General features: G+C 43.5%; 10 protein-coding genes and 1 riboswitch. Of the genes, 1 reads left to right on the plus strand and 9 read right to left on the minus strand.

The features are described from left to right. Positions 1-8: 8 nt before the first annotated feature. Positions 9-2,927, minus strand: coding sequence for an RNA polymerase-associated protein RapA (gene rapA / locus C9J47_RS22190; RefSeq protein ID WP_107255453.1), 2,919 nt, complete (start codon positions 2,925-2,927; stop codon positions 9-11). 319 nt (positions 2,928-3,246) lie between these two features. On the opposite strand from rapA, the gene C9J47_RS22195 reads away from it, so the two are divergent. Continuing rightward, on the plus strand, positions 3,247-4,623 hold the full coding sequence (locus C9J47_RS22195; protein WP_107255454.1) for a PhoH family protein: 1,377 nt from the start codon (positions 3,247-3,249) through the stop codon (positions 4,621-4,623). Positions 4,624-4,642: 19 nt separating this feature from the next. On the opposite strand, the gene thiQ is transcribed toward C9J47_RS22195, so the two are convergent. From thiQ to leuA, 8 genes are all read right to left on the minus strand, one after another. Next, positions 4,643-5,368 carry a thiamine ABC transporter ATP-binding protein gene (gene thiQ, locus C9J47_RS22200; RefSeq protein WP_211321786.1) on the minus strand — a complete coding sequence of 242 codons (726 nt, stop codon included), beginning with the start codon at positions 5,366-5,368 and terminating at the stop codon, positions 4,643-4,645. 12 nt (positions 5,369-5,380) lie between these two features. Further along, positions 5,381-7,024: a thiamine/thiamine pyrophosphate ABC transporter permease ThiP gene (gene thiP / locus C9J47_RS22205; protein ID WP_107255535.1), complete on the minus strand. Its 1,644-nt coding sequence runs from the start codon at positions 7,022-7,024 to the stop codon at positions 5,381-5,383. Beyond that, on the minus strand, positions 7,024-7,968 hold the full coding sequence (gene thiB, locus C9J47_RS22210; protein ID WP_425440614.1) for a thiamine ABC transporter substrate binding subunit: 945 nt from the start codon (positions 7,966-7,968) through the stop codon (positions 7,024-7,026). The genes thiP and thiB overlap by 1 nt, the downstream gene beginning before the upstream one ends. A gap of 200 nt (positions 7,969-8,168) precedes the next feature. Continuing rightward, positions 8,169-8,298: riboswitch (TPP riboswitch) on the minus strand. 155 nt (positions 8,299-8,453) lie between these two features. Next, positions 8,454-9,236 carry a DUF547 domain-containing protein gene (locus C9J47_RS22215; protein ID WP_107255457.1) on the minus strand — a complete coding sequence of 261 codons (783 nt, stop codon included), beginning with the start codon at positions 9,234-9,236 and terminating at the stop codon, positions 8,454-8,456. 172 nt (positions 9,237-9,408) lie between these two features. Then, positions 9,409-10,011, minus strand: a complete 603-nt coding sequence (leuD, locus tag C9J47_RS22220; RefSeq protein ID WP_107255458.1) for a 3-isopropylmalate dehydratase small subunit — start codon at positions 10,009-10,011, stop codon at positions 9,409-9,411. Positions 10,012-10,028: 17 nt separating this feature from the next. Continuing rightward, positions 10,029-11,459 (minus strand): 3-isopropylmalate dehydratase large subunit, encoded by a 1,431-nt coding sequence (gene leuC / locus C9J47_RS22225; RefSeq protein WP_107255459.1) that lies wholly within the window; start codon positions 11,457-11,459, stop codon positions 10,029-10,031. A gap of 96 nt (positions 11,460-11,555) precedes the next feature. Next, the gene (gene leuB, locus C9J47_RS22230; RefSeq protein WP_107255460.1) at positions 11,556-12,644 is read right to left on the minus strand and encodes a 3-isopropylmalate dehydrogenase; all 1,089 of its coding nucleotides are present in this window, start codon (positions 12,642-12,644) and stop codon (positions 11,556-11,558) included. A 2-nt stretch (positions 12,645-12,646) separates the two neighbouring features. Further along, entirely contained in the window at positions 12,647-14,197 is a 1,551-nt protein-coding gene (leuA, locus tag C9J47_RS22235; RefSeq protein WP_107255461.1) for a 2-isopropylmalate synthase, read from the minus strand. Positions 14,198-14,306: the final 109 nt, after the last annotated feature.

Here is a 14,306-nt window from a genome sequence, read left to right on the forward strand (position 1 = left end):
GGGTTGCATTAGTTATGGCTAACAACAATGAGACGTAATGAATCCAGTTGTATTTGTGCTTTACCAATGTAACCCGTGAGATCTTGAATTTGGCTTTCAATTAGCTCTAATTCATCATCTCGAATATTAGGGTTCACCGCTTTTAATGCCTGAAGACGGTTTAATTCAGCTTGTAGGCTATTTTCCATTTCAGCCTGTGCAGATTCGCGAACGGTCACCAATTCTTTGGCGACTTCTTGCTCTGCTTGAGCAATTAAAACGTGAATATCTTTCTGTACTGAATTAACAAGCTTGCTTGCAAGGTGACGATTTACCGGGCTTAACTGGCGGTTGAAACCTTCAAATGCGACTTTGTTTGAGAGGTTGCTACCTTTCGCATCCAGCAAAATTCGGATTGGTGTTTTCGGTAAGAATCGACCAATTCCTGATGATCTTGGTGCTTGTGCATCAACCACGTAAACCATTTCGAGCAGTAACGTTCCGGCAGGCAATGCTTTATTTTTCAATAACGAGACGGCTGTAGCACCAACGCCTTCAGATAGCAGTAAATCAATACCACCTTGAATCATTGGGTGTTCCCAGCTAATGAAGTGCAAGTCTTCACGTGATAGCGCTGTTTCACGATCAAAGGTGATAGTACAACCGTCATAAGGTAAGCCTGGGTAGCTTGCTACCATCATGTGCTCAGAAGGGGTCACGACAATGGCGTTTTCACCTTTATCATCTTGATTCAAACCAATGGTATCAAATAAACCCAGAGAGAAAGCAACAAGGTTGGTATCGCCATCTTTTGATGATATTTTCGTCACGAGCTCATTGGCAGCATCACCACCGTTTGAGTGGATCTCTAACAGACGGTCACGACCTTGGTCTAGTTTCGATTTCAACTCCAAGTGCATTGCTGCACTTTTTTCAATCAAGTTTTCTAGATCTGCAGGTTCATGTTTTTCACATGCTAATAGCGCTATTAGATCGTCACTGACGGCTTCATAGACAGCACGGCCAGTAGGACAAGTTTCTTCAAAAGAGTTTAACCCTTCGTTGTACCAGTGCGCTAGCAAAGCTTGAGACGTACCTTCTAGGTGCGGCACATGAATTTCAATATCACGCTGCTGACCAATACGGTCAAGGCGGCCAATACGCTGTTCAAGTAAGTCAGGGTTATTCGGTAAATCAAACATTACTAGCTGATTTGCGAATTGGAAGTTACGTCCTTCAGAGCCGATCTCAGAACACAATAAGACCTGAGCACCGTCATCTTCTTGTGCGAAGTAAGCTGCTGCTTTGTCACGTTCTATAATCGACATGCCTTCATGGAACACTGTCGCACGAATACCTTCACGCTCACGTAATGCTTGCTCTAGGGTTAAGGCTGTTTGTGCGCGAGAACAAATCACGAGAACCTTCTCGTTACGGTTTGCTTTTAGCATATCCAGCAACCAGTTTACACGCGGGTCAAAGTTCCACCATGTTGCTGACTCACCTTCGAATTCTTGATAAATATCTTCAGGGTAAAGCAGTTTAATGGCTTTTTGTTCTGTCGATGTAGAGCCTGACATCATGCTAGAAACACGCATCGCCGTTTTATATTGCGAAGGCAGTTCTAACGGGTACATGTTGAGATGACGTTCAGGGAACCCTTTAATCGCAGCACGTGTATTTCGGAACAATACGCGACCTGTACCATGGCGATCCATCAAACTATCAATTAACTCATGACGCACGGTTTGCGCGTGTTCATCATCAACATCGCTAGATTCGATAAGACGAAGCTTTGGCTCAATATCTTGTTCTGACAGTAAATCGATTAACGTTTTTCTGGCGTCATCATCGATTTTCTCACCAGAAAGTAAACGAGTGACGGCTTCTGCCACAGGGGCGTATTGGCGCTCTTCTTCAACAAAGGTTTCGTAATCATAAAAACGGTCAGGATCGAGTAAACGTAAACGAGCAAAGTGGCTTTCACGACCGAGTTGTTCTGGTGTTGCCGTTAGCAGTAAGACGCCGGGTGTTGCTTCCGCTAATGCTTCAACTACTTGGTACTGGCGGCTTGGCTTATCTTCACTCCACTCTAAATGGTGTGCTTCATCGACAACTAATAAATCCCAATCGGCATCTTGTGCTTGTTCGAAACGACGGCGACTTTTACGCAAGAAATCTAACGAACATAATACGTATTGAGCAGTCTCAAATGGGTTAGTTGCATCAGCAAGTGACTCGACGCAACGTTCTTCATCAAAAATAGAGAAGTGTAAGTTGAAACGACGCATCATTTCTACAAGCCATTGATGTTGAAGTGTTTCAGGCACAACAATCAGAATGCGTTCAGCACGCCCCGCAAGCACTTGCTGGTGGATGATCATACCGGCTTCAATCGTTTTACCTAAACCTACTTCATCAGCGAGTAATACACGAGGTGCGTAACGTCGACCCACTTCATGCGCGATGAATAACTGGTGAGGAATTAAACCTGCACGCATACCACACAGGCCACGTAATGGGCTCTTATGTTGTTCATATTGATTGGTAAGAGCGCGGTAGCGTAAGGCAAAACGATCCATACGATCGATTTGACCCGCAAATAATTTATCTTGTGGTTTGTTAAAGCGGATTTGGTGACTTAGGAAGATTTCACGTAACTTTACGTTTTCTTCATCAGTGTCCGTACGTGTTCCAATATAAGTAAAAAGGCCGCCATTTTCTTCGACGATTTTTACCTCTAGTGACCAGCCGTCATGGCTTTCAACTACATCACCAACATTAAACATTACACGGGTAACTGGAGCATCACTTCGTGCATACAGGCGGCTCTCTTCACAGGCGGAGAACATTATGGAAACTGTTCGCTTATCTTCAGCAACAACGGTACCTAAACCTAAATCACTTTCAGTATCACTGATCCAACGTTGGCCCAAAGTAAATGGCATAGTAGTAAAAGCCTTCTAATTATCTGATATACAGGAGAATGTGTAACCCGGCACGGATTTTTTTTTGGTCTACACTGGTATTAAGTGTAAGCCAGAATCCGCCACGGTAAAAAAGGGAAGTAATGGTACTGCATGATGTGATTAAGGTCACGGTGAAAGTGATCAATCCGCCTTACAGTTTTTATTGTCACATTTATTTAAAATCTCCGGTCTTTAATAGTAACTACAAAATTTAGATTATTAACAATAGTCATTTTGACTTACGCTTTAAGAGTGATAGTAATTTGATTGCTATCAGACTGTTACCAAGGAGGTGCTTATGGACGATTATGAACGGAAAATCTTTGTACTAGATACGAATATTCTACTTCACGAACCTCTCGCTATTTATTCATTTCAAGAACACGATGTTGTCATTCCAATGACAGTGCTGGAAGAGTTAGACCGCATCAAAGACAGTAAGCGAGATGTTTCTCGTGATGCTCGTGTTGCCATTCGGGCATTAGAAGATATTTTCCACGACGCAACCCCAGAACAAATATCGGCCGGTATTCCATTCACTAACCAAGTAGGCAAAAAAGGCACGGTTGCGATATTTGCTGATTATGAAATAAAACAAACGGTTCAGGCTTTTTCTGATAAAGCGGGCGATAACCGTATTCTTAATGGTGTTTTATATTTACAGGAGCAGCATGCCCCTCGTGATGTTGTGCTCGTAACGAAAGACATAAACATGCGCTTACGTGCCAAAGGTGCGGGTGTGTGTTATGTGGATGATTATCGTTCCGATCAGTTAATTGATGATATTAAGTTACTGACGAAAGGTTTTCATCGCTTTGAAGGGCCTTTTTGGGAAGGTGTTGCAGAGTGCCATTCTGAAAATAGAGGACGTTCAACGGTACATACGTTACCGAGAAGCCTATTTGAAACGCCGTTTATTAATCAATACTTATTAGATGATGGTGGTGATTTCACTGGTCGAATTCAAAGTATTGATGATGATAGCGTTACCGTTAAAGATATTGGTCATGATCGGTTGATGCATCGTCAAGCATGGGGTCTTCACCCTAAAAATGTGTATCAAGGTATGGCGCTTGATGCGATGTTAGATCCCGATATTGATTTAGTGATCCTTACTGGTCCGGCGGGCTGTGGTAAAACCATCTTGGCGATGGCGGCCGCGCTTGAACAGGTCATTGAAAAAGGCATGTATGACAAGATAATTGTTACACGTAATACGCCTGAAATCGCCGAATCGATTGGTTTCTTGCCTGGAACAGAAGAAGAAAAAATGATGCCATGGTTAGCGGCGGTAACCGATACTATGGAAGCATTGCATAAAAACGATGTGTGTACTGATGGCTCAATGAAATATATTTTTGATAAAGCCAATATTCAGTTCAAATCGATAAACTTCATGCGTGGTCGTTCTATTCAGAATGCGTTTGTATTGCTGGATGAATGCCAGAATTTAACGGCCTCTCAAATTAAAACCATCATCACCCGATGTGGTGAAGGCACCAAGTTGGTCTGCTCGGGGAATTTAGCGCAGATCGACTCCAGTTATCTTTCACCCGTCACCTCGGGTCTTACTTATATTGTTGAACGCTTTAAGAATTTTGAAGGTAGTGCCAATATCTACCTTAATGGGGTCGTCCGCAGTCGCCTTGCTGAATTTGCGGAAGAAAATCTTTAATGTTCTCAACGTTTTTTATTTAACATCCTAAATATTGCGTTAAAGCTTCATCTTTTGGCTCACCCAGCACTTGTTGGGTTGAGCCAAACACACGTATTTGGCCATTATGAATAAAAGCACATTTATTGGATATTTTTAGCGCATCTTCTGGGCTATGAGTGATCATTAAGACAGTGATTTTTTGTTCTTGTGCAATATGCTTGACTAACTCCAGCATTTCTTTTCTCAACGCGGGATCTAACGCCGAAAAAGGTTCATCCAGTAATAACAACGGGCGCTGACGAATTAAACAACGCGCTAATGCGACACGTTGCTTTTGACCGCCAGAAAGTTGTTCTGGTAGGCGAACAAGGTACTTATTCACCCCGACTCTTGAGGCTGCCACCACAATATTCTCTTTCTCTTGGCGTGATAGCTTTAATCCAGGATGAATACCAAGACCAATATTTTCAAATACTGTTAAGTGTGGGAATAAATTATGTTCTTGAAATAACATCGATAACGGACGTTCGGCTGGTGCTTGTGTGGTGATGAGATCGCCATTGAGGTGCAGTTCACCGCTATCTGGTTTAAGAAAACCTGCAATCATAGCAAGCAATGAACTTTTACCTGAGCCACTTGGGCCGATTAACGCGATGATATCGCCTTTATTGGCGATAAGATCGAAAGACATCAATAATGATTCATTGTGAGAGCCATTCCCCTGATGGGTATAGCAATGATTTAGTTGATCGAGCTGTATCATGGTCGTATTCACTTATCGATGTCCTGATTTAGTGCTTTTAAACGGATTACGGTGAGAGTTCTGTGCTTTAGGGCTGCTTATCAATACGTGTTCGACGAGGCTAAATAATCCTAAGCTCAGCAGTAGTAATAGCAAAGCAGCAACAGCCGCAGCGTCCATTTGATAACTACCCAGTAGCTGAAATAAATACAAGGGCAACGTTTGGAAATCTTGGCTACCAAACAAAGCGATTGCCCCTAAATCACCTAATGATAAAACAAAACCAATGGCTAGTGTCTGCGCGATGGGTTTACGCAAGGCTCTCCATTCGACCAACTTCAGGCGTGATAGACCGCTCATCCCAAGGCTGTGGCATAAAGGATTATATTGTTGAGCAACGTGCAGCATGGGTTGGCTTAAGGTTTTAATCACATAGGGTAGTGCCATCAACGCATTCACTGTAACTACTACCCAGAATGCTGTCGCAAAGACATCGGTATATTGGCGTAGCAAAAGAAATATTCCCGTACTCAACACCAGACTGGGTGTGACTAAAATCATAGTGCCGAGCAACTCTATACCATCAGCTTTAAATTTTTGTTGTTGGATTCGCCAATGTCGGCTGGCTAATAAAATAGCGATACCCGCAGAGGTTGCGAAAAAACACGCCAGCATGGCAATTTTTAATGAATTAGTCACAGCTTGCCACAATGCTGGCTGGCTTAATTGTTGAAGTAGTTGGCTATTTAAGCCAGCCCCAATAACGGCCAAAAGAGGCGGGATCACCAACAATAAAATGCAGCTAATCCAGAAGCCATCCCAGATTTTTTCATGTTTACTATCGGTGTAATTTTGTGGCGATTGTTCTATTGAGCCTGACAGAGTCGAAAGGGGTTTAGTAAAGCGTTGAGTAAACAAGACTAAGCTACAGCAAATCAACATTTGCCAGATGGCAAGAATAGCGCCAGCGGCTAAATCAAAGTCGTAGCGTAATGCTTGATAAATGGCGAGCTCAATGGTGGTGGCTTTGGGCCCACCACCCAGCGACATAATAACGGCGAAGCTGGTAAAGCACAGCATGAACACTAAGCCTATTACATGGGGCATTTGCTGACGTAAACGCGGCCAAGCAATGAAACGGAATTTATTCCAACCTGTTAAGCCTAAATGGGCGGCAAGTTTATGTTGTTCGGCCGGTATTCCTTCAAGGCTTTGTAATAATAAACGGGTTGCTAGCGGTAAATTTAAGAAAACATGTGCAAGTAAAATACCGTTTAAGCCATAAATACTAAAAGGAAGTGGTTGGTCGATTAAACCAAAAAGTTCAGCCAGTAAGCCACTTTTCCCGTAAATGGCGAGCAAGCCAAAGACTGCTACCAATACGGGAAGAACTAAGGTCATCGCAAATAAACGGAGCAACAAGTTACGCCCAACAAATTGGCGACGTGATAAGGCATAAGCAATGGGTATGGCAGGGATCAGGCTTAATACTGTAGAGAGAAATGCCTGAGTAAAACTGAATACAGTGACATGTCGAAGATAAGGATCCTGCCAAATAAGAAAAGGGTTCAACTCGGATGCTTGGCTGATCAATGCTGCAATAGCACTGATCACCAACAGAAGAATCAACCCGGCGCTGAATACGCCGGGAAGTGTGGTGCTAAAACGGTTATTCATCATTGGGTTAATGCTTGCTGCCATTCACGGATCCACGAGCGACGCTGTGCTGCAACTTCATCTGCATTGAACTCAAGTGCTTGTGCTGGCACGGTTAATTGATTGAAACCATCTGGCAGTGCTTGCTTGGTAACGGGGTACATCCAGTTACCCGTTGGCATGGCTGATTGAAAATCATCACTCAAAATGAATGCCATAAATTGATCGGCAAGTTTCGGATTGTTTGTCGCTTTTAGCTTAGCCGCGACTTCCACTTGCATATAATGACCCTCGCTAAAATTAGCCGCTTTATATTTCGCGTCTTTTTCTGCAATGATGTGGTAAGCCGGTGAGGTGGTGTAAGACAGCACCATGTCAGATTCACCTTTAAGAAACATATTATATGCTTCAGACCAACCTTTGGTGACTGTTACGGTATTTTTTGCCAGCTGTTGCCATGCTGCTGGGGCTTTATCACCGTATACTGATTTCATCCATAACATCAAACCTTGGCCGGGTGTCGAGGTGCGAGGATCTTGGTAGATCACACTAATATCATCCCGCTTTACTAATTCAGCTAAGCTTTTGGGTGGATTCGCTAGCTTTTCAGAATCGTAGACAAATGCAAAGTAGCCATAGTCATAAGGCACAAATGTTTTATCTGTCCAGCCATTAGGCAGATTCACCTTACTGGTATCGATGTTATGTTCAGCCAATAACCCTGTCTTTTTAGCCTCGGCCATTAAGTTATTATCTAAGCCTAATAACACATCTGCCTTGGTGTTCTTACCTTCCAGACGTACGCGATTTAATATTGAAACACCATCATCCAGTGCGACAAAATCGATAGTACAGTCGCATTGGGCTTCAAATGCTTTTTTGATCGTAGGCCCTGGGCCCCAATCAGATGCAAATGAGCTGTAGGTGTATACCGTTAGGGTGTTGTCATTTGCTAACGCTGGCATTGCGATTAACGCTAGAGATAATAGTGGTAGTGATTTTTTCAAGATACGCTCCTGATGCCCTTGCATCCTGCGAGGGGAAATATTTCAAATGCGCGTAGGTATGAGAAGGTATGAGCATCATGCTCTTACGTATGATTATTTTAAGTGTGTATTTTATGCTTAATACGATAAGCCATAAAACACGCACTAAAAAAGTGAAGCGACCTTCTTTTCTCAATTCCTACGCCAGCATGACCTGGTTCAGGTTCTGTGGGTTCTGCGGTGCAATCTCAGCCTGTACTCTAGTTGCTACGTGCATCTGTATAAATACGGGCTCCCCAATGAGAACGGTTGTTATTGTAATCGTGCAAGTAAGCAGTTGCTAGTAGATTGCATCGGAATGATGAGATCGCACCGTCTACATGAGTGTGAAAGTGCGATAAATGGATGTTTAATCGTACGATTTTTCTGGATTACTTTGCTAGGTTATATCGTTATTTTCTTGTTTATTTCGCTTGGTTAAGTGACCAATCATAACCATAACTTACCGAATTTAATTGGATGTCGTGTCCTTTTCGATATTGGTTTAAATGCGTTTGTAATTCAGATTGATTACCAAAGTCGCTGTTAAACCAATCATATATTGATGAAAGGCGTACTTGGTTTCCTGTAATACTCACGCCTTTGCTGCTATTAATGAAATCAGTCGCTGCTTGTTCGAGCAGGGCATTTTTATTTTGCCCATTAAACGCGGTATTTAATAAGTTTGGGCAGCCAAAGCTGGCACAATTCACCGCGTAATGAATGCGAGGATCACGCCAAATCGGGCGTAAAATCCGATGTTCAATGTCATTGAGAGTTAATTGCTGACTAGCAATGGTGATTAACGTGTCATCCCACGGACCAAAGCTAAAGAACCCACCGAGTTTAGTGATGGATTTTACCGGATAATTATCAAGGATCAGTTGTACAGTAAGGGCGTTGTATAAATTCACCCAATAGGCAAATTGTTCATTTTTACTGTATTGGCGAGGATCGATTCTGGCAAGATCGCGCAGGTATAGGTCAAGGTTGTCTTTGTCATCTGTAGTAACAGCATTGTAGCGAAACAGAGTTTGTTTAGCCTCAGTAATTAAGTATTTATCTAATATCTGTTGCCAATGAGCATGAGAGATTTGAGCTGAATTAGCGTTATTACTGGGTTGCCAATATGCCCATAATTCAGCTTTGGGGGCTGCTAAAGTCAGGGTTGAAAACAGTAATAAGGCGATAGAAATAAGTGAGCGCATTGTCGTTCTCTTTTTAATAAACATCGTCGAGTAGTTATTGATAAGACCTTGTATAAGAAGATTATATTGCATAAAAATGTGAAGTATAAAAAAAGCACTTCGATTAAGAAGTGCTTTTTTGTTATTCATTTTTCATTATAGAAATTAGCTTAGTGTATTTCGAGCAAAATGGTTAAACCAAAAATGCAGGAATTTTCGCTTCATAATCTGCAATCTTGTCTGCATGTTGTAGCGTTAAGCCAATGTTATCTAACCCATTTAATAGACAGTGACGACGGAATTCATCGATCTCAAATGAATAAGTTTTATCATTTGCCGTGACTTGCATCGTTTCAAGATCAACGGTGATCTTGGCACCTTCGTTAGCTTCAACATATTGGAACAGCTCATCAACTTCTTGATCGGTTAGACGAACCGGAACCATTTGATTATTGATTGAGTTGCCGTAAAAAATGTCTGCAAAGCTTGGTGCTATCATCACCTGAATGCCGTAATCAGCCAGTGCCCACGGTGCGTGTTCACGCGATGAGCCACAACCGAAGTTTTCACGTGCCAGCAAAATACTCGCACCTTGATAGCGGGGTGCATTCATTATGAAGTCGGGGTTTTTTTGTTGTCCAGCATCGTCAAGGAAACGCCAGTCATTGAAAAGGTGCTGACCAAAGCCTGTACGTGTCACTTTCTGCAGAAACTGCTTAGGAATGATGGCATCAGTATCAATATTGGCGGTATCAAGTGGAACCACTAACCCTGTGTGTTGTTTAAAACCTGTCATTGTTCGTTCCTTCCTGATTAAGCCGTTGTGCTATCTAAATCGCGAATATCAACAAAGTGACCAGCACATGCTGCTGCTGCTGCCATCGCAGGGCTGACTAAGTGAGTACGACCATCACGACCTTGACGACCTTCGAAGTTACGGTTACTTGTTGAAGCACAGCGCTCTTTAGGCCCTAAGCGGTCATTATTCATCGCTAGACACATTGAACAACCCGGTAGGCGCCATTCAAAACCCGCCTCAATGAAGATCTTATCTAATCCTTCTTTTTCAGCTTGTGCTTTTACTTGCTCAGATCCTGGAACAACCAATGCCTGAACATTTGCTGCAACTTTACGCCCTTTGGCAATCGCAGCGGCTGCACGCATGTCTTCGATACGCGAGTTGGTGCAAGAGCCGATAAAGACTTTATCAATATCGAAATCAGATAATTTCTTGCCTGCTTCTAACCCCATATAGGCCAGTGCTTTTTCAGCTGATGTTTTATCAACTTGCTCGCTGAAGTTATCAGGGCCAGGAATTAATTCATCAATAGCAATAACTTGACCTGGGTTTGTGCCCCAAGTGACTTGCGGTTTGATGCTTTTAGCGTCTAGTGTAACAACGGCATCAAACGTGGCGCCATCATCGGTTTTCAGCGTGTTCCAGTATTCGACGGCAGCGTCAAAATTTGCATCTGTCGGCGAGAATTTACGATCTTTAATGTAGTCGTAAGTCGTTTGGTCTGGGGCAATAAGGCCAGCTTTAGCACCTAACTCGATCGCCATATTACAGACGGTCATACGGCCTTCCATCGTTAGATCGGTAATGGCTTCACCACAGAATTCAACCACATAACCTGTTCCGCCTGCAGCTGTTGTTTTGCCAATGATTGCTAGTACGATATCTTTAGCGGTAATGCCTTTTGCAACTTTACCAACCACTTCGATTTTCATGGTTTTTGCACGTGCTTGCTTCAGTGTTTGCGTTGCAAGTACATGTTCGACTTCTGAGGTACCAATACCGAATGCCAACGAACCAAATGCACCATGAGTGGCAGTGTGTGAATCACCACAAACAATGGTCATACCCGGTAAAGTGATGCCAAGCTCTGGCCCCATTACATGCACAATACCCTGATATTTATGGTTTAGGTCATATAGGGTGACGCCAAACTCTTCACAGTTTTTTGCTAGGGTTTCCATTTGAATACGTGCCATTTCACCCGATGCATTAATATCTTTGGTTTGGGTTGAAACGTTGTGATCCATGGTGGCGAAGGTCTTACCTATTTGGCGAACCTTACGGCCTTTCTCACGCAAACCATCAAAGGCTTGCGGCGATGTCACTTCGTGCACCAAGTGGCGGTCAATGTACAGTATTGGGTTTTCACCTTCTGCAGCTACCGCGACGTGGGCATCGTAGACTTTTTCATACAGTGTTTTTGATGTTCCGGTTTTTACTGACATTGTTCGATGTTCCTTGTCATTAATACCTGTCGTTTCACTTTTTAGAAGCGTGTTTAACGACAGATACAATTGATATCGAGTACTTCGCTATAAGCTTTAAGCTTGACGAATATAAGCTGCGATTTTATCGCCCATTTCGCTAGTGCTTAGTGCGGCACCTTTGCCAGCTAGATCAGCGGTTAGTTCGCCTGCTTCTAGCGCTTGGGATACGGCTTGTTCTATAGCGCGTGCGGCTTTTTCTTCATCAAGGCTGTAACGTAGCATTAACGCTGCAGACAGGATCTGTGCCACAGGGTTAGCAATGTTTTTGCCTGCAATGTCTGGTGCTGAACCACCTGCTGGTTCATACATTCCAAATTTGTCTTGGTTAAGGCTCGCTGAAGGCAGCATGCCCATTGAACCTGTGATCATGGCGCATTCATCAGAGATAATGTCACCAAAGATGTTAGAACACAGCATCACATCAAACTGAGAGGGATCTTTGATCAGCTGCATGGTCGCGTTATCAATGTACATGTGGTTCAGCGTGACTTCTGGGTAGTCTTTAGCCACTTCCTCAACCACTTCGCGCCATAAGATCGAGCTTTGTAGAACGTTCGCTTTATCAATTGAATACACGTTCTTTTCACGCAGCATCGCAGATTCAAAGGCAATACGTGCAATACGTTCGATTTCGTAACGGTGGTAGATTTCAGTATCGTATGCTTTCTCTTGCGGGCCTTCGCCTTCACGTCCTTTAGGTTGGCCAAAGTAAATGCCACCTGTTAGTTCGCGAACCACTACGATATCGAAACCACGCTCAGAAATATCGGCACGTAGTGGTGAGAAACTCTCTAAGCCACTGTGGATTTGTGCTGGGCGTAGGTTACAAAATAGCTGGAAGTGCTTACGCAGTGGCAATAGCGCACCACGCTCTGGTTGATCATTAGGCGCTAGGTGTTCCCACTTGGGGCCACCGACCGAGCCAAATAGGATCGCATCCGATTCTTCACAGCCTTTCATTGTTGATTCTGGTAATGGACAACCATGGTTATCAATCGCAATACCGCCGACGTCGTGCTCAGAACGTTCTAGGGTAAAACCGAACTTCTCTTCAACCGCATCCAATACTTTATGCGCCTGTAACATGACTTCTGGACCAATACCGTCACCCGGTAAAACGGCAATTTTATATGTACCTGCCATGGTTATACTGTCTCCATTTTTGATTTCTGTTTAATTTCTGCAATTTGTTCTGCGCGGTAAATGCTATTGATGACGTGAAGCAGTGCTTGGCCTGAGGCTTCAACGATATCTGTGGCTAAACCGGTACCGTGGTACTTGCAACCTTTGTAGTTGGCAATAATGTCTGCTTGGCCTAAGCCATCTTCGCCTTCACCTTTGGCGGTAAGGTCGAATTTATCTAGCGCAATTTCATAACCAGTTAGACGGTAGATACATTGGTATAACGCGTCGACAGGACCATTGCCAACAGCAGCTTCACATTTCTCTTCGTTACCGCACTGTAATTTAATGCTGGTGGTCGCCATGATGCTGCCAGATTGAACGCTTAGGTAGTTCAACTTAAAGTGGTCATCTTCATCACGTAGATTGGCGAAGTACATCAGTGCTTCTAAGTCGTAATCAAAAACCTGCCCTTTACGATCGGCAAGCTTCAAGAAATCGGCATACAAGGTATCTAGATTATAATCACCATCGATATAACCCAGTGTATCCATGTGGTTCTTCACTGCTGCACGGCCAGAGCGGCTGGTTAGATTCAAGGCTTGATTTTTAAGACCAATCGACTCGGGGGTCATGATCTCGTAGGTGTTCTTATTTTTAATAATGCCATCTTGGTGAATGCCTGATGAGTGGCTAAAAGCATTGGCACCGACAATTGCCTTGTTGGCTTGAATTGGCATGTTACACAGTTGGCTAACCATTTTGCTGGTACGGTGAATTTCTTCGTGCTTGATGTTGGTTTCGACACCCAAGAAATCAGAACGCGTCTTAATGATCATCGCAATTTCTTCTAATGAACAGTTACCTGCACGTTCACCCAAGCCATTGATCGTCCCTTCTACCTGGCGGGCACCAGCTTGTACCGCAGCCATTGAGTTGGCAACAGACATCCCTAGGTCATCATGACAATGCACTGAGATAATGGCTTTATCGATATTCGGAACACGGTCAAATAGTTGCGCGACGATACCGCCAAATTCATTTGGTAGGGTGTAGCCAACCGTATCAGGAATATTAATGGTACGAGCACCGGCATTGATTGCCGCTTCAACCATACGACACAGATTATCTATAGGCGTGCGGCCTGCATCTTCACAAGAAAATTCTACATCATCGGTATAGTTACGCGCACGTTTCACGGCTGCAATACCCATTTCGATAACATCGTCATAGCTGCGGCGTAGTTTGTCTTGTACGTGGATAGTAGAAGTAGAAATGAAAGTATGGATACGGAAAGCTTCTGCCACTTTTAGCGATTCAGCGGCAACATCAATATCTTTTGCAACTGCACGAGACAGCGCACATACGCGGCTGTTTTTAATGTGCTTGGCAATGGTTTGTACCGACTCAAAATCACCTGGCGATGAAATAGGGAAGCCGGCTTCGATAACATCAACCCCTAAACGCTCTAGCGCATAGGCAATTTGTAGTTTCTCTTTTACCGTTAAGCTAGCGGATAGAGCCTGTTCACCGTCGCGTAGAGTGGTATCGAAAATAATGACCTGATCTTTCATTGCTACTTCCTTTTTATTGGCCTGCCTGTGTAAGGCTTAGTCTGCATCCGCTTGCGCTGGCTCTGTAATATGCAAAAACCCGCGCAGACTGCGCGGGTTTTTAGATTCT

This window comes from Photobacterium indicum (assembly GCF_003026215.1).
Lineage (GTDB): Bacteria > Pseudomonadota > Gammaproteobacteria > Enterobacterales > Vibrionaceae > Photobacterium > Photobacterium indicum.

What these genes read in the sequence shown, in the direction of transcription:
- thiB (WP_425440614.1), bottom strand. Translation starts at nt 7,968, where the DNA reads ATGCCAGCGTTAGCAAATGACAACACCCTAACGGTATACACCTACAGC.
- C9J47_RS22215 (WP_107255457.1), bottom strand. Translation starts at nt 9,236, where the DNA reads ATGCGCTCACTTATTTCTATCGCCTTATTACTGTTTTCAACCCTGACT.
- thiP (WP_107255535.1), bottom strand. Translation starts at nt 7,024, where the DNA reads ATGAATAACCGTTTTAGCACCACACTTCCCGGCGTATTCAGCGCCGGG.
- C9J47_RS22195 (WP_107255454.1), top strand. Translation starts at nt 3,247, where the DNA reads ATGGACGATTATGAACGGAAAATCTTTGTACTAGATACGAATATTCTA.
- leuA (WP_107255461.1), bottom strand. Translation starts at nt 14,197, where the DNA reads ATGAAAGATCAGGTCATTATTTTCGATACCACTCTACGCGACGGTGAA.
- rapA (WP_107255453.1), bottom strand. Translation starts at nt 2,927, where the DNA reads ATGCCATTTACTTTGGGCCAACGTTGGATCAGTGATACTGAAAGTGAT.
- thiQ (WP_211321786.1), bottom strand. Translation starts at nt 5,368, where the DNA reads ATGATACAGCTCGATCAACTAAATCATTGCTATACCCATCAGGGGAAT.
- leuB (WP_107255460.1), bottom strand. Translation starts at nt 12,644, where the DNA reads ATGGCAGGTACATATAAAATTGCCGTTTTACCGGGTGACGGTATTGGT.
- leuD (WP_107255458.1), bottom strand. Translation starts at nt 10,011, where the DNA reads ATGACAGGTTTTAAACAACACACAGGGTTAGTGGTTCCACTTGATACC.
- leuC (WP_107255459.1), bottom strand. Translation starts at nt 11,459, where the DNA reads ATGTCAGTAAAAACCGGAACATCAAAAACACTGTATGAAAAAGTCTAC.